26 protein-coding genes are annotated in these 23,825 nt (G+C 49.9%); 9 read left to right on the top strand and 17 right to left on the bottom strand.

All coding sequences use genetic code 11. The features are described from left to right. Together METPAY_RS15490 and METPAY_RS09210 are read right to left on the bottom strand one after the other, a co-directional pair. Positions 1-1,628 (bottom strand): AAA family ATPase (locus METPAY_RS15490; protein ID WP_048151661.1); only part of this gene is annotated, 1,628 nt, incomplete at its 3' end. Between the two features lie 53 nt (positions 1,629-1,681). Further along, positions 1,682-2,245: a hypothetical protein gene (locus METPAY_RS09210; RefSeq protein ID WP_048151584.1), complete on the bottom strand. Its 564-nt coding sequence runs from the start codon at positions 2,243-2,245 to the stop codon at positions 1,682-1,684. A gap of 245 nt (positions 2,246-2,490) precedes the next feature. Here METPAY_RS09210 and glyA point away from each other — a divergent pair, with 245 nt between their 5' ends. From glyA to cofE, 4 genes are read left to right on the top strand one after another with little or no spacing between them, the layout of a single operon-like run. Continuing rightward, a complete protein-coding gene (gene glyA, locus METPAY_RS09205; protein WP_048151583.1) occupies positions 2,491-3,762 on the top strand; it encodes a serine hydroxymethyltransferase in 1,272 nt (423 codons plus the stop codon). Continuing rightward, positions 3,759-4,595 carry a bifunctional methylenetetrahydrofolate dehydrogenase/methenyltetrahydrofolate cyclohydrolase FolD gene (gene folD, locus METPAY_RS09200; protein WP_048151582.1) on the top strand — a complete coding sequence of 279 codons (837 nt, stop codon included), beginning with the start codon at positions 3,759-3,761 and terminating at the stop codon, positions 4,593-4,595. Before glyA ends, folD begins: the two co-directional genes overlap by 4 nt. Further along, positions 4,582-5,391: a dihydropteroate synthase gene (gene folP / locus METPAY_RS09195; RefSeq protein WP_048151581.1), complete on the top strand. Its 810-nt coding sequence runs from the start codon at positions 4,582-4,584 to the stop codon at positions 5,389-5,391. The genes folD and folP overlap by 14 nt, the downstream gene beginning before the upstream one ends. After that, positions 5,391-6,191, top strand: a complete 801-nt coding sequence (cofE, locus tag METPAY_RS09190) for a coenzyme F420-0:L-glutamate ligase (RefSeq protein ID WP_048151579.1) — start codon at positions 5,391-5,393, stop codon at positions 6,189-6,191. The genes folP and cofE overlap by 1 nt, the downstream gene beginning before the upstream one ends. Here the strand turns inward: cofE and cofC are convergent. From cofC to METPAY_RS09150, 8 genes are all read right to left on the bottom strand, one after another. Then, positions 6,117-6,755 (bottom strand): 2-phospho-L-lactate guanylyltransferase, encoded by a 639-nt coding sequence (gene cofC / locus METPAY_RS09185; protein ID WP_048151577.1) that lies wholly within the window; start codon positions 6,753-6,755, stop codon positions 6,117-6,119. The genes cofE and cofC overlap by 75 nt on opposite strands. A 94-nt stretch (positions 6,756-6,849) precedes the next feature. Continuing rightward, positions 6,850-7,149 (bottom strand): ferredoxin-thioredoxin reductase catalytic domain-containing protein, encoded by a 300-nt coding sequence (locus tag METPAY_RS09180; RefSeq protein ID WP_048151576.1) that lies wholly within the window; start codon positions 7,147-7,149, stop codon positions 6,850-6,852. Between the two features lie 20 nt (positions 7,150-7,169). After that, positions 7,170-7,865 (bottom strand): phosphoribosylformylglycinamidine synthase subunit PurQ, encoded by a 696-nt coding sequence (purQ, locus tag METPAY_RS09175; RefSeq protein WP_048151574.1) that lies wholly within the window; start codon positions 7,863-7,865, stop codon positions 7,170-7,172. A 4-nt stretch (positions 7,866-7,869) separates the two neighbouring features. Further along, on the bottom strand, positions 7,870-8,118 hold the full coding sequence (purS, locus tag METPAY_RS09170) for a phosphoribosylformylglycinamidine synthase subunit PurS (protein WP_048151651.1): 249 nt from the start codon (positions 8,116-8,118) through the stop codon (positions 7,870-7,872). An 8-nt stretch (positions 8,119-8,126) separates the two neighbouring features. Next, positions 8,127-8,849, bottom strand: a complete 723-nt coding sequence (gene purC / locus METPAY_RS09165) for a phosphoribosylaminoimidazolesuccinocarboxamide synthase (RefSeq protein WP_048151572.1) — start codon at positions 8,847-8,849, stop codon at positions 8,127-8,129. An 18-nt stretch (positions 8,850-8,867) separates the two neighbouring features. Further along, positions 8,868-9,857, bottom strand: a complete 990-nt coding sequence (gene cofG / locus METPAY_RS09160) for a 7,8-didemethyl-8-hydroxy-5-deazariboflavin synthase subunit CofG (RefSeq protein WP_048151571.1) — start codon at positions 9,855-9,857, stop codon at positions 8,868-8,870. 57 nt (positions 9,858-9,914) lie between these two features. Next, the gene (gene fen, locus METPAY_RS09155) at positions 9,915-10,916 is read right to left on the bottom strand and encodes a flap endonuclease-1 (protein ID WP_048151568.1); all 1,002 of its coding nucleotides are present in this window, start codon (positions 10,914-10,916) and stop codon (positions 9,915-9,917) included. A gap of 31 nt (positions 10,917-10,947) precedes the next feature. After that, a complete protein-coding gene (locus METPAY_RS09150) occupies positions 10,948-11,262 on the bottom strand; it encodes a hypothetical protein (protein ID WP_048151566.1) in 315 nt (104 codons plus the stop codon). 121 nt (positions 11,263-11,383) lie between these two features. On the opposite strand from METPAY_RS09150, the gene METPAY_RS09145 reads away from it, so the two are divergent. Then, positions 11,384-12,292, top strand: coding sequence for a presenilin family intramembrane aspartyl protease PSH (locus tag METPAY_RS09145; RefSeq protein WP_048151564.1), 909 nt, complete (start codon positions 11,384-11,386; stop codon positions 12,290-12,292). On the opposite strand, the gene METPAY_RS09140 is transcribed toward METPAY_RS09145, so the two are convergent. Then, positions 12,243-13,205: an NOG1 family protein gene (locus METPAY_RS09140; protein WP_048151562.1), complete on the bottom strand. Its 963-nt coding sequence runs from the start codon at positions 13,203-13,205 to the stop codon at positions 12,243-12,245. The two genes, METPAY_RS09145 and METPAY_RS09140, sit on opposite strands and share 50 nt — an antisense overlap. 48 nt (positions 13,206-13,253) lie before the next feature. Here METPAY_RS09140 and METPAY_RS09135 point away from each other — a divergent pair, with 48 nt between their 5' ends. Both METPAY_RS09135 and METPAY_RS09130 read left to right on the top strand, forming a co-directional pair. Further along, entirely contained in the window at positions 13,254-14,132 is an 879-nt protein-coding gene (locus tag METPAY_RS09135; RefSeq protein ID WP_048151560.1) for a CBS domain-containing protein, read from the top strand. A 110-nt stretch (positions 14,133-14,242) separates the two neighbouring features. Next, positions 14,243-14,494 carry a PRC-barrel domain-containing protein gene (locus METPAY_RS09130; protein WP_013328660.1) on the top strand — a complete coding sequence of 84 codons (252 nt, stop codon included), beginning with the start codon at positions 14,243-14,245 and terminating at the stop codon, positions 14,492-14,494. On the opposite strand, the gene METPAY_RS09125 is transcribed toward METPAY_RS09130, so the two are convergent. The 5 genes from METPAY_RS09125 to METPAY_RS09105 form a co-directional block, all read right to left on the bottom strand. Beyond that, on the bottom strand, positions 14,483-15,196 hold the full coding sequence (locus METPAY_RS09125; protein WP_048151558.1) for a phosphoglycolate phosphatase: 714 nt from the start codon (positions 15,194-15,196) through the stop codon (positions 14,483-14,485). The genes METPAY_RS09130 and METPAY_RS09125 overlap by 12 nt on opposite strands. 17 nt (positions 15,197-15,213) lie before the next feature. Next, positions 15,214-16,185, bottom strand: a complete 972-nt coding sequence (gene radA, locus METPAY_RS09120) for a DNA repair and recombination protein RadA (RefSeq protein WP_048151557.1) — start codon at positions 16,183-16,185, stop codon at positions 15,214-15,216. 127 nt (positions 16,186-16,312) lie between these two features. Beyond that, entirely contained in the window at positions 16,313-17,647 is a 1,335-nt protein-coding gene (locus METPAY_RS09115; protein ID WP_157199051.1) for a hypothetical protein, read from the bottom strand. A gap of 22 nt (positions 17,648-17,669) precedes the next feature. After that, complete coding sequence (gene lysA / locus METPAY_RS09110; protein WP_013328656.1) at positions 17,670-18,965, bottom strand: diaminopimelate decarboxylase; 1,296 nt, start codon at positions 18,963-18,965, stop codon at positions 17,670-17,672. After that, positions 18,962-20,110 carry an LL-diaminopimelate aminotransferase gene (locus METPAY_RS09105; RefSeq protein WP_048151553.1) on the bottom strand — a complete coding sequence of 383 codons (1,149 nt, stop codon included), beginning with the start codon at positions 20,108-20,110 and terminating at the stop codon, positions 18,962-18,964. Before METPAY_RS09105 ends, lysA begins: the two co-directional genes overlap by 4 nt. A 98-nt stretch (positions 20,111-20,208) precedes the next feature. Between METPAY_RS09105 and METPAY_RS09100 the strand changes: the two genes are divergently transcribed. Next, the gene (locus METPAY_RS09100) at positions 20,209-20,520 is read left to right on the top strand and encodes a DUF1894 domain-containing protein (RefSeq protein WP_048151550.1); all 312 of its coding nucleotides are present in this window, start codon (positions 20,209-20,211) and stop codon (positions 20,518-20,520) included. Further along, on the top strand, positions 20,517-21,251 hold the full coding sequence (gene fdhD, locus METPAY_RS09095; RefSeq protein ID WP_052418755.1) for a formate dehydrogenase accessory sulfurtransferase FdhD: 735 nt from the start codon (positions 20,517-20,519) through the stop codon (positions 21,249-21,251). Before METPAY_RS09100 ends, fdhD begins: the two co-directional genes overlap by 4 nt. Here fdhD and METPAY_RS09090 read toward each other — a convergent pair whose 3' ends face one another. Continuing rightward, on the bottom strand, positions 21,252-23,819 hold the full coding sequence (locus tag METPAY_RS09090; protein ID WP_048151548.1) for a U32 family peptidase: 2,568 nt from the start codon (positions 23,817-23,819) through the stop codon (positions 21,252-21,254). Positions 23,820-23,825: the final 6 nt, after the last annotated feature.

Below are 23,825 nucleotides of genomic sequence, written 5' to 3'. Positions count from 1 at the left end.
TTTTCCACAACTACATTCCGCAGTCTTCCTCCTGCGGCTATATCAAGCGCTGTAGCATACTCGGCGGGTGCCTTTCCAAGCTGGGCGACCGTCCCAATAACCCCGTCCATCCCAAGGACTGCATCGAGGGCATTTCCTCCGGGGCCGCCCGACGCCTGCTGCTGGGCCTCAAGCCGCATGAGATCCCTTTCAAGACCCCGGATCTCGTTGCGTATCTTTTCCAGGGCACTGCGGTTTTCAAACAGTTCAACCTCTGCTTTGGACAGGCCGGCATCGATGGTTTTCTTCTGGTCCTCCAGTTTCTTCAGCTCAGACCTGTACTCCACGCAAAGCGAGGACTTTTCGGCAAACTCCTGGTCGATCAGGGCAATTCTTGAAGAAAGGCGCTCCTTTTCATCCGTACGCATCCTACTCTTTTCGATGAGGACATCCTGCTGGTTGAGAAATTCCGATCTCTCGCCTTTCTTCTTCTCAAGGCCGTCCATCAGCTCGAAGAGCTTTTCCTTCGCACCTTCCAGAGCACTGCTCTCTTTCTGGAGTTTTGCCTCGACATCCTCGAGATCAGCCCTGAGACCCGAGACCTCCATCGAGAGATTCGACCGGTCTATGGACATGCTCCGCAGGCTGTCGGAACACTCCTGCACCCTTGACTCGGCCCTCTTTTTGTCCATAAAGACACGCTGGACAGTCTCTTTATTGGATTCTATACTCTGCTGAAGACGGACGATCGTCTGCTCGGACACCGATATCCGCCCTTTTGCGGACTCGATCTCGGAGAGAAGCTCGAGATACTCCTTCCCGCTCTTCTCATTGATCTCCTTCTCTAGCTCCAGCACATTTTTGCGAAGCTCTTCGATCTTCTCCTCTTCGGTAACTTTTTTGGAGTTTATCTTCTCTATCTCCTCTTTCTGCGAGAGGATCAGCTCCCTGATCGCACCGAGCTCGTTCTTCTTCTCTTTAAGTTTTGCAAATGAGTGGCAGGAGCGGAAATATTCCAGCTTTTCACTCCATTCGCGATATTTTACAGCCTGTGCTCTCTCTTTTTCAAGATCCTTAAGCCTTCTCTCGAGTTCTGCGAGGAGAAGTTCTTCTCTCTCAATCCTCTCCCTGACAATCTCAAGCTCGGATAAGGCCTGGTCCCTTTTTTTGTCGAATTCGGCAACACCGGCGATCTCGTCTATGATCTTTCGCCTTTCAACGTCGCTCATCTCCGTAATCCGGGTTATGTCGCCCTGCATTACGACATTATAACCCTCGGATTTTATACCGTGCCTCGAGAGAAGATCGACTATATCGCCCTGTTTACAGCCCCGATCATCGAGATAATTGTAGCTGTAATAACCGTGGGGAGTTCTCTTTATCTTTCTGCGGACCTTGGTTCCGTCTGAAAAAGTTATTGAAACCTCCGCAGTATTTTTCCCGGAATTTAAGTTGATTAAATCGGTAAGTTTTTCGGCCCTGAGACCGCGGGCACTTGAGAGTGCAAGACAAAAGAGAATACTGTCTATAATGTTGCTCTTCCCGGAACCATTTGGCCCGGAAATGACAGTGAAACCTTCATAAAAAGGTATTTTAGTCTTTTTTGCAAAAGACTTGAAATTATCAATCTCCAGTTCGGTAATATACAAAGACCGCTACTCCTCAGGGGCTGTTAGGGATATTTACCCGAAATTAACGCCTATTATCTGCTGCTCTTTCTTTTGATCTCTATCGAATCGTCGTCATCTGCATATATAAGAGGCTTCGACTCTTTCGGGTCGCCCCTTCTCCCTGCAGATCTTCCCGAATTCCTGTGATCGGCAACAATCATCTCTTCCCCGGACCGTTCTTCGGGCTGCATAGTCCCGTCCGGCTGTATGATCATCTTTTTTTCTTTAGGAGCCGGCGGGGCCGCCGCTTCTGCAACTGCTGCCTTTCTTTCTGCGTTTGCCGAAGGAGATACGACCGGAGGATATCTCCGGGACTCCCTTGGAGTCCTCTTGGGGATATTAGCAGAATCTTCATCTATCGATTTCGAGATCTTCTGGAGGCATGCCTTGACATCAAGCATCTCTTCCATAAGGCCTTTCATAAGCCCGTCGATCTCATTTATCCGCTTTTCAATACTCTTGATCCTCTCTTCGCCAACAGGCTTTCTTTCATTATACTCATGTATACTATCTCTCAGCATCTGAATCTCCCGCTCCTTTTCTTCGAGCACGTGCTCGAGATCCCTGACTTTTGCATCCGAATTCATATCTGACATCTGGAATTCCCCGGGTTAAATAAAGGTAATCTTATAACTTTAATAATATTTGGCATAAAAAAAGAATCACATCTTATTTAACAGTTGCCGGAGCTTATCCACCTGGAGACTTATACCGGATATGCGCATCCTGCCGACAGATAATCAGGGAACCTGAAAAACAGCGATCGCATCTCTTCAATACAAACATAACCCGCATCCGGTGTAGAAACAATATAATCTCTTCAGGTCAAACACTTTTGCATATGTCCTACCTGTCAGATACAGATCCGGAAATATTCAATCTGATTGAAAAAGAGAGAATGCGGCAGATTAACGGCCTTGAACTGATCGCATCGGAAAATGTTGTAAGCAAAGCCGTTTTGGAAGCCGTAGGCTCGATAATGACAAACAAATATGCCGAAGGATACCCCGGCAAAAGATACTATGGCGGCTGTGAATTCCACGACATGGTCGAGAACCTCGCACGCGACAGGCTTTGCGAACTCTTCGGCGCAGAACATGCGAACGTCCAGGCTGTTTCGGGAAGCCAGGCGAACCAGGCGGTTTATTTCGCATTCATGCAGCACAAGGATCTCATGATGAGCCAGGACCTTTCGCAGGGCGGACATCTTTCGCACGGGTCACCGGTAAATATTACAGGGAAATGGTACAGTGTATCGCATTACGGCGTAGACACCGAGACCGAAACGCTCGACTATGCCCAGATTGCTGACCAGGCAAGGAAAGAGAAGCCGAAGATGATCGTCTGCGGTGCAAGCGCTTACCCGAGGATTATTGATTTCAAGGCATTCAGGGAGATCGCTGAAGAGGTAGGTGCATACTGTATGGCCGATATCGCACACATCGCAGGTCTTGTTGCAGGAGGCGCCCACCCCACATCGGTAGGAGTCGTCGATATTACAACAACAACCACGCACAAGACGCTTCGCGGACCGAGGGGCGGTGCAATAATGTGCGGTGAAGAGAACGCACAGGCAATCGACAAGTCCGTATTCCCCGGGATGCAGGGCGGACCTCTCATGCATGTAATCGCAGGGAAAGCGGTTTGCTTCCATGAGGCTCTTCAACCTTCATTTAAGGAATATGCAAAGCAGATCGTCAAAAATTCACAGGCGATGGCTGAAGTCCTCATCGAAGAGGGTCTCGACCTTGTATCCGGCGGAACCGACAATCACCTGATTCTTCTCGACTTAACAAACCTGAGCACAAACGGCGACCACCTCACCGGTCTCGAAGCTGAGACATACCTTGGAGAGGCAGGGATCACAGTCAACAAGAACACGATCCCGAGGGAGAAGCTCAGCCCGTTCGTGACATCCGGCCTCCGTATCGGAACGCCCGCAGTAACATCACGCGGAATGAAGGAAGACGAGATGAAGCAGATCGGGCACTGGATTGCAAGAGTTCTCAAGGACGTATGCAAGAACAAGAACTCAAAGGCCGAGATCAGCGAGGTTAAGAAGGAAGTCGAAGCCTTCGCCTCAAAATATACGTTATATCCTGAAGTCTCATGATACTGAACGGAAAAGAGCTCTCGGAAAAGAGGCTCGCGATCGTAAAATCGGAGATCGAAAAGACGGGCCTGAAACCCTGTCTTGCGACAGTGATCGTCGGAGAAGACCCGGCCTCGCAGCTGTACGTCAGGATGAAGCACAACGCCTGCGGGAAAGTCGGCATCAGGTCGGTGGGAGTCGAGCTTCCGGGGGACTCCACGACTGAAGATGTAGTCAGCGCCGTTGAAAAACTCAACAGTGACCCGGCAGTTCACGGAATACTCGTCCAGCTCCCCCTTCCCAAAGAGATCGATACCGAGAAGGTCATCGAATCTGTGATCCCTGAGAAAGATGTGGACGGCTTTCATCCCTTAAACAACGGCAGGCTTTTCAGCGGAAGACCGGACTTCGTGCCATGCACTCCGGGCGGGATCATGACCATCCTCAGGGAGTACGAGATAGATCCGGCCGGAAAGAAGGCGGTTGTCATAGGGAGATCGGTGGATGTCGGAAGACCTATGGCCGCACTCCTGATCAATGCAGACGCAACGGTCACGGTATGCCACTCAAAGACGCAAAATCTTGCAGAAGAGACTTCAAAGGCCGACATTCTCATATCTGCCATCGGAAGGGCGAGATTTGTCGGGCCGGAGATGGTTAAGAAGGGTGCGGTCGTAATCGACGTAGGCACAAACCATGACGAAAACGGGAAGCTCTGCGGCGATGTGGACTTCGAGAAGGTCGAACCTATCGCTTCGGCAATAACTCCCGTTCCCGGCGGAGTCGGGCCCATGACCATCGCGACGCTCATGGAAAACACTCTGGAATCGGCCAGAAGGCATGCGAACCTGTAATATAGATAAAATAACCGTCGGGGGAGACAATCCCGTAAGAATAATGGGTGTTGTCAACTGCAGCCCCGAATCCTTTTTTTCCGGTTCTTATACAAGACCCGAAGGTGTATATGAACAGGCGGCGCTTCTCGTCGAGAAGGGTGCAGATATTATCGACATCGGTGCGAGGAGCACGGCCCCTCTTTCGGCACCGATCTCCCTGGCAGAAGAGTCGGAGCGGATGAAGACAGCACTCTCGGAATTTTCCGGAAGCGACATCCCCGTCTCGGTGGATACGATGTACCCCGAAGTACTCGAGACCTGCCTTAAATACGATATAAGCTGCATAAACGACATACATGGGCTCGCAAACGAGAAATTCGCAAAGGTTGCCGGGGATTCAGGCCTTCCCGCCATACTTATGGCATCTTACGATCTACCCGGCGACCCGGAGGGTTTTGATGCAATATGCGACGCACTTAATGTAGTATTGAACCGGGCTAGGGAAAACGGGATCGACGAGATCATCCTTGATCCGGCAGTGGGACGATGGACACCGGAAAGGACATCCGAAGACGACTGGGAGATCGTTAGGCGTTTTGATGAGCTGAACGCATTCGGCTACCCTCTTCTTGCGGCGGTTTCGAGAAAGACGTTTATCGGAGATCTGGTTAATGCCCCTCCGGAAGGAAGACTCCCCGGAACCCTTGCAGTCACCTACAGCCTTCTGGAGAAAGAAGCGGCGATCGTCAGGGCTCATGATGTTTCCGACACAAAGGATTTAATCAGAGTATTTGAAAAGTTAAACAGGTTATAATGGGCAGCTCTTTTCAGGTTTTCGGAATAAAAACAAAGATATTGATCCCAGGCGATGATATCGCCGAAATAATAATCGATGAATCCAGCCAGGCCGGAGGCATCTTAGACGGGGATATTATTGCCATTGCCGAGAGCGGGCTTGCAACGACAGAAGATGCAATAGTCAGGCTTTCGGATGTGACCCCCTCAGAAAAGGCGTACGAATATGAAAAGATGTATAAGATCGATGCAAGGCTCGCCGAGGTAGTAATCTCCGAGAGCGACAGCATCGCGGGCGGTATCCCCGGATTCCTGTTGAGCCTTAAAAACGGGACTCTTCTTCCCAATGCAGGCGTAGACGGTTCTAACGCCCCGCCCGGATGTGTGGTAACGCTCCCGAAAGATCCGGATAAAAGTGCAAAGAGAATCCATGATAAGATCCTGGAAAAAACCGGAAAAGAGACCGGGGTTCTGGTAATAGATTCAAGGACGCACGCAATGCGCCTCGGGTGCTCGGGAGTCGCAATCGGCTGCTACGGTGTCTCTGCAATTACTGATGAAAGGGGAAAGAAGGATCTCTTCGGGCACGAACTTGAAGTAACGAGACTTGCAGTCGGTGACAACCTGGCGTCTGCTGCAGAACTGGTAATGGGAGAATCGAACGAATGCACCCCTGTTGCGATTATCAGGGGACTTTCCAAATATATCTCAAAAGGAAGCTCAGGTGTCGGTTCGATCGAACCTTCAGAGTGCCTCTTCATGGGAGTCGCGATGAACTCCAACCCTGCCCTTATTGACAGAGATCGTAAAACCGAGTGATTCCAGGTACCGGCGGCTCTCCCCGTTTCCATGCAGGAGAATCTCGACAAGGTCCTCTTTTTCATCTATATCCGTCGACATGCGGAACGTATCTATAACCTCGACGCTAAGCCCGGCCTCTTTTGCAATATTCATATGATCGAGGAAGCTTGCACCGTAAAAATCGACCCTGAACCTGGACGGCTCCTTTATGAATATCGTGTTCGTCCCTCCTCCCCGACCAGGGACTATTGCGCAGTCCGATTCAACAGAAAGTATTGATTCAATGTTTTCAAGAGTGACGAGCGGGATATCCGACATTATTATCAGTACGGGTTCGTCGGTTTCGGAAAGAAATTCGTTCAGGGCTTCGTTTAAGCCGAGCTCTTTGACGACCGTGGATGCTCCGTCAACATGATATTCCTCCGTCGATAGCAGTATTGTGCTGCAGCCTGCAAGTGCGGTCTTTTGGACCACGTCCCTGAGCATCGTCAGGGCGAACTTTTCACGCTCCGCCTGATCCAGGACGCACGAAAGTCTCGTCTTCGGATTTTCCGGCCTGAACGGAATTACAGCAATAACCATTATGAAAACCGTTGTACGTTATCGATAAAAAATTGTTTCAAAAGGATTTTCTTTCAAAAGATTTCCTTTCGATTCCATTCGCTTATTTCCCAAATTATTTGTCAAAGAAGAGGTTGCAGTGGCAGTTGCCGTCTTTATCAATCTCGTCCTTATGGAATATGCACGGGCAGATGATCTCTTTGTCTTTCCCGGGATCGCCGGACCTTATCCTGCACGGGCAGTACCTCTCGCCGAACTTCAGTTTGTTCCTCGCAAGTCCTTTGAGAACCGCCTTTTTCTGGCGCTCATCCTTGTTCAGCTTATAGCCGCTTTCATCGGCATAAGACTCAGCCCAGTCCTCGATCTCCCCGGACAATGCCTCGATCTCTTCCTGTGATATTTCATCGTTTGCCATCTGATTACTCCGAATTTTCTCTAACGGGATTCTATGTAGGATATCATCGAATCGAAGATCTTCTTTCCGTCAGTCGAACCGAGGATCTCCTCCGACGCCCTCTCGGGATGGGGCATCATTGCAAGAACGTTTCCCTTCTCCCCGAGAATCCCGGTGATATTCCCTGCCGCACCGTTTGGGTTTGCTTCAGGCGTAACATTCCCGTCCGCATCGCAGAACCTGAAGGCAATCCTGTTTTCCTTCTCGAGCCTTGCGAGCGTGTCATCATCCGCCACGTACCGCCCTTCCTTGTGGGCGATCGGGATGCTGATGACTTCCCCCTCCTCGTATAGGCTTGTAAAGGGCGACGTATTGTTCTCCACTTTTAAATAGGCTTTTTCACAGATAAACTTCGGGTACTCGTTTATCGTGAAAACTCCCGGGACCAGCCTGCTCTCAGCGGCGATCTGGGCGCCGTTGCATATGCCTATCACCAGGCCGCCTGCATCCGAGTGCCTGATCACGTCCTTCATTATCGGGGTTCTTGTGGCGATCGCACCGGCACGGAGATAATCCCCGTAGCTGAAGCCGCCGGGGATCAGTATCGCATCGTACTTGCGGGCAAGGCCTTCCTTATACCAGACCGGATCGGTATCGATTCCGCATACGTCCTGCAGCACATGAACAGCATCAAGGTCGCAATTGCTTCCGCCGAACCTGATTACGGCAAATCTCATTATTTTAAACCCCTGATACCTCGATCTCGTAGCTGTGGATTACCGGGTTTGCAAGGAGGCGGTCGCACATCTCCTGCCCCTTCTGCCTTGCAGCATCCTCACTGCTTTCGTCGACATCGATAAAGAAAACCCTTGCCGTGCCGAGCGACTCTACATTAAAGCCGAGATTGTCAAGTGCGTGTTTAATTGCAAGCGCCTCGGGATCGAGCATCCCTTTTTTTAACGAGATTGTAATCTTCAAGCTGAACTTCATGGATCCACCTAAATATTTTGTCTCTTCCATTCCTCAATCTTTTCGACGACACGACCGTATGCGGACATGACATCCCCTTTTCCGAACCGATAAACATCCTTGTCAAAAGACTCGCCGGTATCCTTATCCCAGAGACGCATCGAATCCATGCTTATCTCATCTCCAAGGACAATCCTGTCCCCGAGCCTGCCGAATTCGATCTTGAAGTCGACGAATACAAGGCCAAGCTTGTCGAAGAATTCGAAGAGTATCTTATTTATCTTCAGCGTCATCTCACGAACTTCTTTCAGTTCTTCGGGTGTCAGGAGACCAAGGGCATATATGATATCGTCGCAGATGGGGGGGTCTCCGCGTTCATCGTTCTTGTAATCCGTAACGACCAGCGGCGGATTTAAGACCTGCCCGTTTTCGAACGGGAATTTTTTCACGAGTGAGCCAGCTGCCCTGTTCCTTCCGATGACCTCAAGGGGGATCATCTTAAGTTTTGAGACCAGCATCGTTCTCTCGTCGATCATTCCAATAAAATGCGTCTTAATTCCCTTCTCCTCGAGCATGCTGAAGAAGAATGCCGAAACGGTTGCATTATAGACTCCCTTACCCGAAAACTGGTCCTTCTTTTCACCGTTGAATGCGGTGATGTCGTCCCTGAATACGGCAATCAGCTCGTTCGGATTGTCGGTCCCGTAGACGGATTTTGCTTTTCCTTCATAAAGCAGTTCTTTTTTCGCCATGTTAGTTATGCCCTTGAATTATTGTTGCTCATTTCTCTTTCCGATATCATCATTAAGTTTTTCAATAAGGCACTTAAGCCTCTCCGGAAACCAGCCCTTATCGATGTACATCTGGTATATGCAGAGCCTCTCTTTCAGCAGGTGATCCCCGACTGTAGCCTTCAGTTCGTCGATTGCGGGCCACGGGTGCTCGGGATTCACGTAATCTATCGTGACCGGAGAAACGCCGCCGAGATCGTTGACACCGCACCCGATGAAATACTGCGCATCGGCAAGGTTCGGGGGGATCTGAACCGATATATCTGCAGGCAGGATCTCCCGTGCGGAGGATATCGCCGAACAGAATTCCTCTCTTCCCACAGTGGGATAGTCCTTCATATCCGTTCCGTCCTTCGGGCAGAAGTTCTGGACGATGACCTCCTGGATATGTCCGTAACGCTTATGGAGATCCCGGATTACCTCGAATGACTCCTCGCGATCCGCAGTGGTCTCCCCAATTCCTACGAGAATTCCTGTCGTAAACGGTATCCGAAGCTTTCCCGCATCCTCCATCATCCCGACCCTCACCTCCGGCTTTTTACCGGGAGAATTCCTGTGGGCGGGGATCTCCGCGGTCGTCTCGAGCATGAGGCCCATGCTCGCGTTGACCTCCTTAAGCACATCAAGCTCATTGTAATCGAGAATTCCCGCATTGGTGTGCGGCAGCATCCCGGAGGATATGGAAAACTCACACATGTCGTAGCAGTAATCTAGAATTGTAGAATATCCGGTTTTTTCGATGTACCCGGAAAAACCGTCTTCCTCTTCAGGTTTTTCACCGAAAGTAAAAAGGGCCTCTGTACATCCCGCAGCGGCACCGGCCCTGATTATGCCTTCCGCCTCATTGCGGGGCATGACACAGTCCGGCCCCACAGGAGTCCTGAAGATGCAGTAGCCGCACCTGTTCCTGCACACATTGGTCAGGGGTAAAAATACATTGCGCGAGTAGGTGATCTGCCTCTGCTGCATAAACAGTATTCAACCTGAATCTTATTCAACCAATCGGAGAATAGAATTTGTCGCCGGTTAAAACCAGCTGTCAAGAGTTTTTTGCCCGGATTTCACCCCGATCCTTTCAAGAACGGAGTTGACCCGATCTTCAGAGAAATCATGCCTGCCGCAGAGGTACGAAACGACTCCCTCGCGGTCCACGTGGGACCATGAGAGGGAATAATCCTTTGACACGGGAGGGTTTAAGAAGAATTCTTTCACGGGGGCGGGATCGAATTCCGGATCGTTCTCTTCGAAGGTCTCGTAGAATTTCCCGGATTTTACAATCTTTAAGGCGGTCTTTGCACCGACACCTTTCACACCGCTGTTGAAGTCAGTGCCCACAAGTATTCCGATCTCGATTAAATCCTCACGTGTGATTCCCTTCCCGTCAAGCAGATCGGAGAGCAGGATCTCTTCGGGATTGACTGTGATCACCCTACCTCTGACCTTTCTCTTCCGGCTTACGGTCAGGTTCCTGACAAGCCTCGGGGCCCCGAAGAGGAGAGAATCGTAGTCCTGGGATATAGAGTACCTTACATCTCCGTTCATGGCCATGTACGCCGCCTGTGCCTCCCCCTCGCTCATGGCGTCTATACAGGGAATTCCCATATATCCCAAAAGTTCCTTCGTCCCTGCAATTATTGTCTCGTCGACTTTTGTCGCAGCCCTTGCATGACGGAAGGCGGATGCTGTATCCCCTACCGCGACAGCCTGCCTGTAGGCTGTTTCGGCCACCGCTTTTCTCTCCCTGCGCTGTTCGAGCGTCTCCGATTTAAACTCTGGAGGTGCACCGTCAAAGATGAAAACCGGTTTTATATTGTTCTCAAGGAAGGTGGTTATTCGGAAAAAAATCCCGGACAGGTGCGAAGTTACCCGTCCTTCCCTGTCCATGAGCGGAGTCCCGTCGGGCTGTCTTATTGTTGTCAGAAACTGGTACAGTGCATTATTTCCGTCGACTGCCGCGGTTCCCAGGAGGTCGGCCCAGTCTACGGGAGTTTTATAGTCGGAGATCAGATCCCTTATTGCTACGCCCATTAATTATTCACCAAAAAAGAATTCGGGATATTTAACGATATACCCGGCGGGAAAGTGAACTGACAGTCGCTTCTACATCCCCTACCATCCTGTCGCACTTCTCGTCAATACTTTTTGAGATCTCCTCAAAGTTCATTCTCATTGTCATTTCTCTTGTAGACACGGCTTTTTCAAAGCTCTCGAGTCTCCTGCCGAGGGACAGTATCAGACCTGCAAGAGAGATCATCATAAGACCTGTCGATACTGCAACGATCCAGTCCTGCCATAACCTGATCACCATTACAAGTGTAGATATGACAAGGATGACTGCAAGAATCACATCCTTCGTTCTTTCTCTTTCATCCATGTTCTTAAATGATTACAGAGAATTAATTAATCTAACTGTCGATATTTATGAAAACGATAACTTCTTAGGAGAAACAATATCACCGTTTTTCCCTAAACAAGGGGTTAGGGGGTTTTAAAATATGAACGTTAAAGAAAATCTGCCTCTGTTTGCAATGTTTGTCATGATGATAGCAGTACAGCTGGGTGCACTGCTCATCACACCGACAATAAACGAAGCGGGATATGCTGCCTTTGAGGACCCGGGGGCTGTCGAGAATATACTATATTTTATAATAATACTTCTCGTCTTCACTGCGATAATGCTCCTGCTGATCAGGCACGGGTTTAAACGCATTCTCGGGTACATCATCGGGGTATCCATATTCCTCGTATTTTTGTATATCTACAGTGCAATTGCACTGCTGCTCACTGAATCGGAGCTCCTCGCTGCGGTTTTTGTACTGCTTCTATCTGCTGGATCGATGGCACTTCTCTATAAATATCCCGAGTGGTATGTCATCGATATTCTCGGAATCCTGATCTGTGCAGGTACGGCATCCATCTTCGGCATCTCGCTCGAGGTCTTCCCTGCGATCGTGCTGCTTGTAATCCTTGCCGCTTACGATGCGATATCGGTGTACAAGACGAAACACATGATTTCGCTCGCGGAAGGGGTGATAAATACAAAATCGCCTATACTCGTGGTAATTCCCAAATCACGAAATTATTCCTACATTAAGGACGATCTGAACATCGGAGAGGGAAAAGAAGAGAGAGGGGCCTTTATCATGGGCATGGGAGATCTCATCATGCCAACGATAATTGTTGTATCTTCTTATGTTTTCATCAGCACTCCCGACAATCCGATATCGATCCTCCCGACGATCGCTGCAATGATAGGATCTCTTGCCGGTCTCTGTGTCCTGTTATGGTATGTGGTCAAGGGAAGACCGCAGGCAGGACTTCCGACACTCAACGGCGGTGCGATTATCGGATTCCTTATAGGGTGCACTCTCGCCGGGACTTGGGGCTGGATTCCCTTTCTTTAAGAATTATCTTCATAATATCCGATACCCCTTCTCTTGTATTTGTCGACATATTCGGATACCCGTCCATCCTCCGGACATCGCATTTGTTTATGACGACTACTACGGGAGTCTCTCCCACAATTTTTTTGACATTTTCGAGAAGACCTAACTGATCCCCGACAGAATAACCGCATGTCTCGCTCGCGTCGACAATAAACAGTATCAGGTCCGAGACATTTTTAATAGCTGTCATCGCCTGGTTCTCGACATCGTTTCTCTTTTCATGGGGCCTGTCCAGGAGGCCGGGAGTATCCACGATCTGGATTCTCTCCCTTCCTACAGGGTGGTGCCCTACCATGATGCTCTTCGTCGTAAAGGCGTATCCGGCGATCTGCGGTTTTGCCGATGACACAAGGGCAATAAACGAGGACTTGCCTACGTTGGGGTAACCTGCGACCACCACGGTGAACTCCTCCTCGCGAATATCGGGAAGTTTCCGGAGAATGTTTCGTGTTTCGTTCAGGTACTTCAGATCGCTGTCCACCTGGTAAAGAACGGACGCAATTCTTGCCGTCGCCTTCTTCCTGAGTTCGACAGGATTCTCCGCATTACGCATCTCCCGTGCATACATTCTCCCTATTTCGCGTGACTGGGATGCGGCCCACTGTATCGCCCCCAGGGACTTTTTGATATTGTCTACACTGAGCAGGATATTTATGATATCCATATAAAACGGGGATATCTGGTCGAAACTTGGAAATTTTGAAACTGTATCTGTAAGTTTGTCATAGACCGAACTGTATACCGAACGTATGAACTCCTCGTTCGCGCGGTCTTTATTCCTTTTTTCCTTTTTTATGGCTGAAGCCCGCCCCAGCGACCTGTCAAGTATCTCCTCGGCCGTGGGGATTGTTGGTATCTTTTCGAATTCCACTGATAATAACCCGAATCTATTTATGTAAACCTATATGATTAATTTATTATGGAGTTGTCCCTTATCCAGAAGGATATCCTTATCACTTTAATCACGCTTTACCACAGGAAGTCTGTGGCAATAAAAGGTGAAGAGATCGCCGAACTATTAAAAAGGAACCCGGGAACAGTACGAAACCAGATGCAGGCGCTGAAGGCGCTGGGCCTTGTCGAGGGTGTTCCGGGACCGAAAGGGGGTTACACTCCCTCTTCGTCGGCTTATAACGAATTAAACCTTCTGGATTATGAAAAGGGAAGCGATGTGCCCCTGCAGGTCAACGGGGAATATCTCAAAAGTGTAAATGTCGCGGAACTTGACTTCACGACGTTGTGCCACCCGGACCTATGCCACGCCGTTGTGAGAATCATAGGCAGTGTCAAGGGCTTCAATATCGGCGACGAGATCACCCTTGGGCCTACACCTGTAAACAAGCTCCTTGTAAAGGGAGAGGTCTATGGCAAGGACGAGGTGAACAGGTCGCTCCTGATATCCATATCTGAGATGATCTCCCTCCCCAAGAAGCAGATCAGCCACTACATGAGCAGCCCTGTCCAGAAACTGGACATCAACGACACTATAAAAGATGCAATATCGCTTTTCAGCAGGCACCACATACACGGGGCACCGGTAATGGACAAGGATATGCTTGTGGGGATAGTGACGCTTTCAGACATTGCACATAAACTCGATGAGGGGAAGGACATGGACACGACGATGGATAAAATCATGACGGAGGATGTCGTGATCGCTCCCCCGAATATCAACCTTTTCGAGGTCATAGGAAGATTCAAAGAGCAGGAAATCGGAAGGATAGTAATCGTAGACGGAAAAAAGCCGATCGGAATACTTACGCAGTCAGACATCCTTAAAGTTTTCCCGTCCCCATAGACAGGATGGAAATCTTTAAACCGGTAAAAGTGCTGAAACGGCTAAAAAATAATTCATACTGAATTTCTTTAAGATAATTTAAATAGTATTATTGCACTATTTTTTTTAACATGAAGAATGTATTTTCCCGAAATCTTTCAAAAAAGCAGGTTATGAGTACAGACGGGATGGTTATTGGGACAATCAGGAACATTATGATCGATCTTGACACAGGAAATGTCGACAGCCTTGTAGTCAGGCCCGAGCAGGGCTTTGACACGGGCGGTTACAAAGTTGACGGAGAGCGCCTTTTTATTCCTTTCGAAGCTGTAAGGGATATAAAAGACTACATAGTCGTTGACAGGTACCTGTCAAAAGAATGAACTGAAGATTTCCCTGATTTTTTCCGAAAACCCGTCCCCATATTTTTTCATGCTGACAGAGTCTGCTGCCTCGACTGCTCCGCTCTGACCACCTGCAACCGCAATACCAAGCCCTGCGGCCTTAATCATCTCCCTGTCATTGTCCGAATCTCCTACTGCAACAAAATCCGATAATGGTATGCCCATCTCTTCCGCCACAAGTGCCAGGGTGGTTCCTTTGTTGATATCCCCGGACTGGATATGTATTGCAAAACCGGAATCAAGGATCTTTACAGGCATTCCCGACACAATCTCGCGAACCTCGGCCGGGTCTACTGTTCTCGCAAATGCAACGTCTGCAAAACGATATTCAGGGCTGTAGAGCTGAAGTTCTATTCCTTTTTCATCGTAATATTCGCGGACCTTCTCATAAGCCTCAAGACACGCGGCCCTGTCCGAACAGATCTTTCTCTCCCCTGCATATGTGATCTTGTAAAGGCCACCGTTCTCGGCGATAATCGTGCCGTCAGTTCCGATCATCTTACAGAGAAATGTGAGCGAGCATTCGGTATTTCCGCTTGCAAGAACAACGGGTATTCCGTTATCCACAAGGGTCCTGATTACAGAGACCGAATCCAGGTTCAGGCGGCGCTCTTTATTTGTTATTGTCCCGTCGATATCGGTTATAACTGCACGGGGATGAAAAGAGGATTTATTGTTCATCTATATGATATTATCAATCATACAGGTTTAAGACCTGCCATCTCGACCGAGAAAGCGGCCTCGCCTTCAGGCTGGTCGGGGCTGTCGACAAGTTTTGCAACACGTTTCCCGCCTTTGCTCTTGCGGAGGTATACCCTGAACTTGGAGGCATGACCAACGATGTTTCCCCCGGTCGGTTTCGTCGGGTCTCCGAAAAACACAGCAGGATTCGACTGAACCTGGTTTGTGACAATTACGACTGCATTGAACTCTTTCGCAAGCTTTGCGAGATCATACATGTGCTTGTTGAGCTTTTGCTGCCTTAGGGACAGGGTTCCTCGTCCGGCATACTCTGCACGGAAATGGGCCATGAGAGAGTCGACCACAATGAGTTTTAAGGGTTTATCGGTCTCTTTTAATTCTGCGGCAAGTTCACGGACATTGTCCAAAAGGAGCATCTGGTGATCCGATGTAAATGCCTCGGCCACGTGGATATGCTCGAGGAACTCCTCGGGCGAGGGAACATCTTCGAGATCAAGCCCTTCGACCATCTGGCGTATCCTCTCGGGACGGAATGTATTCTCCGTATCTATGTATATGACCGATCCATTGAGCCCGCCGACATCCTCGGGGAGCTGGGCGTTTACAGCCATCTGGTGCGCGATCTGGCTTTTACCTGAACCGAACTCACCGTAGAATTCAATTATCGACATGGTCTCGAGCCCTCCGCCCATAAGTGCGTCAAACTCGGGAACGAAAGTAGTCAGTTTACGGACTTTCTTTCTCTCTTCAAGGACATCGGTACCCTTCCGGAACCCTCCGATATCGGCCATCTTCCTGGCCTCGCGAATCATCTTTTTTGCCGTCGATTCACCGATCTCAGCGGCCTCGGCGAGGTCGGCAAATGAGGCGGTTGCTATACCCTCAATGGTGCTGTAACCGGCTTCACGGAGTTTGTCTGCAGTTGTAGGCCCGACACCGGGCAGATCTTCAATCTCAAGTTCTGTCATTTTTTATACCTCTCGAACTTTCTTAAAATGTGCCTGTAGAAGAAGCTCCAGGCAACTTTTCATACTAATCAATAGCCAGATTGATAATAAAGATAGCACGCCATGCGGTGCGAAAGTAATCGCCGGCTCAGCACCCGCATCGCTTTTTCACTTCATCAAGCCCTGACTTCATCAGATCGATATCTTCTCCGCAGATCTCGAACCGGCTCACCTCAACTCTTCCTGAATCATATAAGATGCCCCATACAAGAACTTCGGAGCATGGAAGCATCCCGTTTTTCAGTTCTTTTAACAGGTAACAGCAATCTCTGCTGTCAATGCTGTAGCAGCCACCGCCTCGCGGAGTAATGATTCCCCTAATGCAGACCTGTTCCCCACCGTTCTCCTTAAGAGATACAAAAGAGCTGTAACCGGCATGGATCTCCGGCAATGACGGGATTTCATTGAACCCGGGTCTTTTCGATCCTTCCCTTGCCTCCGCGAAGAAGATCTCGATTTTGTCGCCTTTCACAAAAGGCAGACACGCCTGTTCTCCCCAGATGACCAAAGCCCCTGCCCCGCTCTCATCATATACCTGCAGGTTCCTGACATGAGATGCAGCACCCTTTCTGGTAACGAAATCACGCACCCTCCCCGGATCATCGATACAGACCTGGATCGATCCCCACCAGTCTTCACGGATCCCGGAAATCCGCGATGAAAACTCATGAACAATCTTCCCTTCTTCCACAGGAACAGGTGCTATCAGGGATTTTTCATCGGCAGTGTAACTTTTCTTCGGACCTGAAGAGGGCCTCTCGTATATGCCTGATATCCGGACAAAATCGCCACAATTAAACGTTTTTGCCGATTCGTTATTCCAGAACATAATCTCAGCCTCCCCCGAACGGTCACCGGTTATGAGGCGTATATAACGCGACTCCTTCCCGCCCGGAGCCTGAAAAACTCCCTCTCCGGCAAAGACGAGAATAACGCAATCAAGAGATACAGGACTGAAGGTCTTCATACCGTTCTTTCGAAGCGTAATCTCAGGAGGGTTCTCGGGTTTCCTGAGATCGGCGACATCGACGGCACCTTTCCTCCTGAACCTGCCCACCACCTCAAGGATCTCACCTTCGGAGATCTCCCCGGCCGCAAATGCCTTTTCGTCCCAGAGAGTAAGCACGACTTCACCGGTCTCATCCCCGCACAAGACCCTGGATACGAAGCCGTAACCGCCTTCCTGACGTTCGAACCTTTCAGCTTTCTTAACTTCAATTACACGACAAAAAAAAGAGACCAGGGACGGGCCTGCCTTTAGTGCCGACAGGTGCGTATGGAGCCTCCCGGCGTCCGATACCACATCTCTTGCGGCAGACCTTTCCTCCTTTTCATCGGCGGAGACCCCCACCCTGTCTTCGACAAGCCTTTCGAACTCTTCCCACGAGCAGAGGTCATCCATCAGGGCGTAATGGATTCTCACCTGACTTTAACCCCTGTAACCCCTACTCTTCGTGCCAGGGGAGCTTCTGCATCGTATTGATGATATCGATTATGCTCTCTCTCCTGCGCATGGGTGCCGACTTTTCTCCCTTCACCATAACCTCCATGCACCTGGGACGGCTGTTATACTGCGAAGCCATCGAATAGCCGTAAGCACCGGCATCAAGGACTGCCATGATATCGCTGTCAGCTACCACAGGAAGCTTCCTGTCCGCTGCAAGAATGTCTCCGGTCTCGCATATGGGGCCTGTAACCGTATACGTCTCGACAGGAGCCTCATCAGCCCTGTTTGCAACAACGACTTCATGATATGCATCGTACATTGCAGGCCTGATAAGGAGATTGAATCCGGCATCAACATTGACAAAGTTCTTGTGCGCCTTTTTGACGGAGTTAACCTTCGTAAGAAGTATCGTGGAATCACCGACAAGGTACCTGCCCGGCTCCACCCATAGCTGGGCCTTAATCCCGAGCTTTTCAATTCCTTTGAGGAATACAGGCATCACTGCCTTTGCATATTCTTCAGGCGTGGGCATCTTGTCGGTCTCCCGGTTATAAGGAATGCCGAGCCCGCCGCCTATGTCTATGAATGCAAGACGAACACCGAGATCTGTTATCTTTCCCGCAAGATCGACCATAACCTCGGCGGCCTTTCCGAACGGCGCCACATCAAGGATCTGAGAACCGATATGGCAGTGCATTCCGACAGGCGTCACGTTATCGGCTTCCATGGCCGCCTTGTATGCGTCAAGGATCTGGCCTGCAGGAATCCCGAATTTGCTCGTCGCAAGGCCGGTTGCGATCTTGGGATGGGTCGGAACCTCGAGTGCGGGATTGATCCTGAACGAAACTTCGACCTCCTTTCCTTTTCTCTTTGCAACCTCCGAGAGCTGCCTCAGTTCATCGAAAGAGTCGAGCGACACACGAACGCCTTTGTCCACGGCAAGTTCAAGATCCTCTGTTGTCTTCGAACTCCCGTTGAAGAGGAGTTTTTCAGGGGGCATCCCCGCAAGGAGTGCAAGGTGCAGCTCTCCGGATGAAAATACATCCGCACCTGCACCCATCTTCGCGAGAACCCTCATGACGGAGAGATTTCCGTTCGCCTTTGCTGCATAGAGAAGCTGGACATCGTTGTAATACTCTCTCAATGCACTGTTGTAGCGGAGAAAATTCTGTCTAATACGCTCTTCATCCGATACATAACAGGGAGTGCCGTACTGTTCGGCAAGGTCCACAGTATCGTGTTGTCCAATATACAGGTGTCCGTTTCTTATGCTTAAGTGATCAGGCAGCTTCAAAAGTCAATCCTCCTCATTCTTTCCAGGGCCTCGCTTATTCTGTTTGTGTCACGGGTTATGGCGAATCTCACGTAACCCTCGCCGTTCCTTCCGAATCCTGTGCCCGGAGTAACGACAATTCCCGCTTCATCGAGCATCTTACGGGCGAAGCTCATGGAGTCGGGAACTTTCATCCAGACATAAAAGGTAGCTTTGGGCGCAGCGACATCAAACCCGAGACCCTTTAGTCCTGTTATTAAAATATCGCGTCTTTCCTGATATACCTTACAGGCATCGGCCACGCTCTGCTGCGAAGAAGTAAGTGCAGTGATTCCCGCCCTCTGGATTGCATCGAAGGCACCCGAATCGATATTCGTCTTTACTCTTCCGAGGCCGGAGATGAATTCTTCACCGCCCGCAGCCATACCGAGCCTCCAGCCGGTCATATTGTAGGTCTTGGAGAGCGAATGCATCTCCATTCCGACCTCTTTCGCACCGTCGGCCTGGAGGAAGGAGGGGGCCTTGTACCCGTCGAATGTTATCTCCGAGTAGGCGTTGTCATGGACTACTACGATCCCGTTCTCCCTGGCGAACTCGACGGCCTCGTTGAAGAACGACATCGGTGCGATAGCAGCCGTCGGGTTGTTGGGGTAACCGATAAACATTAGAGATGCGTTTTTCAGGACATCCGCAGGTATTGCATCGAGATCGGGGAGGAACTTGTTCTCCTCGGAGAGCGGCATCTCCCAGACCTTTCCCTCTGCGAAGAGGGTGGATGTCTTGTATACCGGATATCCCGGGTCCGGTACCAGGACATATTCGCCGGGATTGACGAATGCCTCGGGCACATGGGCGATGCCCTCCTTCGATCCTATAAGTGCAAGCACCTCGGTTTTGGGGTCGAGGTCGACGTTAAACCTGGACTTATACCAGGAGGCAACGGCCTCGCGGTACTGGATCATCCCGGTATAATCCGGGTAATGGTGAGTGGCCGGGTCCCTTGCCGCTTCGCAGAGAGCCTCGACAATATGAGGCGGTGTAGGGAGGTCAGGGTCGCCGACACCGAGATCTATGATATCCACGCCTTCTGCTCTCTTTTCAGCCTTCAGCTTATCTATTTGTGCAAACAGATACGGGGGGAGATTATCAAGACGTTTTGCGTACATTGCGAGAAAAGTTGGCTTTTATATCTATTAATATCACTGGCGGTTTTGTTCAATCCAAAAAGCATTTTATTTCTCCGATCGCATGATTTGTTTATCAAATGAACCGATGCGTCAATAAACTCTGTCCGGATATCATCGATCCCGAGATAAAAGCCGAAGATGCCGTAGAATATATTTTCAAGAAATCATCTGAGGTCTATGAAATGCCCGAGCATTACACCATCAAAGGAGTTAATATCCTTGGCGAAGCCCCGCTGTATGTGGGATTCCTGAAAAAGAAAAAGGAAATCCTCTTTTATTTCAAAAAACCCTGCTTCGGTACGATGCTGCTTAAGACAAAAGGATCAGACGAGGAGTTCGAAAAGATCAGGGAGCAGGGGAAGCTTGTACCGGAGGCCGGGAAAAAATGATGGAACTCGACACAATCGATGCCCTGAAGGTTACAGGAAAGAATATTTCAAAAATATCTGACTGCATCGCTCCTGAAGAAAGAGTGGAGATATTTCTTAACGACGCATACATCACCACCCAGGTTGCAAATACGGACAACATCGCCGAACTGGGGGCTGGTTACGTGATCTCGGAGGGTCTTTCCGGTTATGTGGATAAGGTAGAGATCAGGGGGAACAGGGTATATGTCTACGGTGCAGACCCGGGCGAGATCACGATCGAGTGCTCCACTTCAGGAAGCGCCGATGTTGTAAAGGCCCCAAAAAAAGTCGAATCCGACATAAGAATATCAGGAGAGATGATATTCAGGATCAGCCACATGATCGTATCCGAGGAATGGAGACAGACTGGCGGCATGCACTGCTCCGTCCTTTTCAAAGACGGAGATGTGCTTGCGAAGATGTCGGATATCGGGCGGCACAATACCATCGACAAGATCATCGGTTTTGCGGTGCTAAACGGAATTGACCTCTCCGAATGCTATGTAGGGTGCACCGGCAGACAGCCGTCGGGTATGGTTTCAAAATGTGCGAATGCAGGAATTCCCATAATAATTTCAAAAGCGGCATCAACTACGGGGGGAATCCAAACAGCGAGAATGACCGGCATCACTCTCATATGCTTCGCAAGGGACGAAAGGTTCACGGTATACTCGAACGAATGGAGAATCTCCGATCTGAAAAAGATCTGATCAGACTCCCCTGTTAAAATGTCCGGCGGTAATTTCTCCGCGATACAAAGACGTTATCTCTTTTTTCAGCAGATTCAAAGACCCTGATGATTTCTTTCCGGCATCGAGTGACAACGTGGCAGCCTTCACGTAGAGTCCCGTGATCTTACCGGCGAACTCTGGTGAATTAAGTCTCAAATCAAGCGATATCCCGTCAACACCTGTGGCGAAGATCTCCGGCAGACTGTCGATCAGGCAGGTCACCGCAGAGTTGTATACGTGTGTCCGCCCGTATGCATCAACCTGTACAGGAAAGATTCGTCCCGTATTGTCTGCTATCCCGTATTCTTCCGAGGGCGAATAATTATTCCCCACTGATGCGGCAGGCAGGTTGTTCTCCGATATCAGTATCTCTGATGGACCGAAGACGACATACTCCAGCAAAGGGCGTGACGAAATATTCGCGCCTGATAGCCCGCACAGCCTCTTCAGCTGGGACCTGTTGAGTTCGCACGAAAGCGTAAGGAGGCGGTAATCCCCGGAGAACATTCCGACTGCAAGATGGTTGAATATGTTAAGCCCCTGGCCGCCGTAGAGGGGAATATCCTTAGCAATCCGCATCGCCGCAACGCCGTCGCCGACATTTTCGACCATTATGCCGTCCGGCTTTGAATCTCCCAACGACTCAAGGATCTCTTCGGCAGTCCTGAAAAATGACCTGTCGGTTATACGCGGCCATTTCCATACGAAATCCGCTCCGTACTCCGATGCGGCAGAGATTCCTTCCTCAAATTCGCGGGCATAGACACTGCTGTCAATCCCGGGAACAGTCTTCATCTCATAATAAACCCTGGTGCACCCTGCATCAAGTGCTGTCTTCGCACTGGCAAGGGAGGAGACATAAACGGAAATAGTGCGACCGGCCTGCCGGGGTGGCATGACAGCTTTCCTGTTCGTTAGTGTAGATAAGAAAAGATCTCTTCCTTCTGCCGACCCGGCAATTTTGTCATCCGAAGGCAGGCAGACATCTATCAACCTCTTTTCAATCCCATCAAAAAGATCCCGTCTGAATTCGTTCAGCAGGGAGACCGGAGCAAATAGTCCTCCCGGGTAATCGGATTTGTAATCAGCCACTTCAAACTGCAGGTTTCCTGTCTTACAGAATATATTCCTCAGGTCATCAGGTTCAACCGGCCTGCTCTTCGCATCCTGCATCTCAAATCCGGCTCTTGTCTCATACGAGAGTTCTCCGTGAAGTGACGGGAATACGGCCGATGCGACCGGCACTTTTCCGTCAAAATAGATTCTTAAACGAACAGGGATCTTTTTTGCGACACCCCCGGGCGAAGACGAGATTTCTTTTGCCATCTTCGAAAGCAGAACGCTTTTGGTTATATAAGCACTGCTGCCGGGGACTGCCGGGTTCTTAACATGGAAAGATATCTCGCGGCCTTTTTTTTCTGCATTCCCGGGTATTGTAAGGCCGAAATCATCCTGTGTTCCGGGCTGACGGATTAAAATCCCGTCCCCGGCCTCAGGGACGATGCGTTCGTCCGCCCTAACGGTGACTTTCTTTTTACCACGATCATAACCGATAACCCTGCCGGCATATACCCCCCTGTTCCCGGGACGGTCGATGGACATTATCGACACCCCCGACTCTCCGGAGATGTATCCACCGGTAAAATTTCTGTTGAACGCAAGGAGGAGCAATGTCTCATCCTCATCGGACGAAGACCAGCCGCCTTTTGCAATCAGATCGAGAGCCCTCCGGTAGACCGAAACTACAATCGCAACATACTCCGGCGACTTCATCCTTCCTTCGATCTTCAGCGAATCCACTCCGGATACAGCGAGTGAATCGAGATTCCGGTATGCGCAGAGATCTGCGGGAGACATCATGTAGCACGATCCATTTTTCTTCTTTATGGCGGGATTTCCACATCCGTCGAATTCCAGGGACAAGATCCCGTACTCCTTTCTGCATGGCTGGGCGCACAGGCCCCTGTTTCCGCTCCTCCCTCCGATCATAGACGAAAGCAGGCATTGCCCCGAGTACGAACAGCAGAGCGCCCCGTGAACGAATACCTCAAGACCGGTCTTTTCCGTTCCCTTAAAATTTCTGACTGCTGAGATATCTTCCAGGCTCATCTCACGGGAGAGGACCACCCTTGAAACTCCATTCGCTTCGGCCCACAGGACACCTTCAGGGTTGTGGATGGTCATCTGTGTCGAGGCATGCAGTTCGAGATCAGGGAGAATTTTCGAAGCTTCATGCAATATTCCGAAGTCCTGGAGGAGAACAGCATCCACACCGATACTGAAGAGGAAGTGCAGCTCGTTTATAGAATCGGCGATCTCATCATCATGGACAAGTATGTTATGCGTAACATATACCCTGACATTCCGGGAGTGACAGTAATCGACAGCATCCTTCAGCTCCTCACCTGTAAAATTGGAAGCAAGATTTCTGGCCCCGAATTTTCTTCCCCCAAGGTATACGGCATCGGCTCCGGCAGAGACCGCTGCCTTAAGCGATTCAAAGGATCCTGCAGGGGCTAAAAGTTCGGGTATTTTCTTCTCTCCCATGAACAC

Source organism: Methanolacinia paynteri (genome assembly GCF_000784355.1).
Classification (GTDB): Archaea; Halobacteriota; Methanomicrobia; order Methanomicrobiales; family Methanomicrobiaceae; genus Methanolacinia; species Methanolacinia paynteri.
This window is presented reverse-complemented; position numbering and strand designations above follow the sequence as displayed.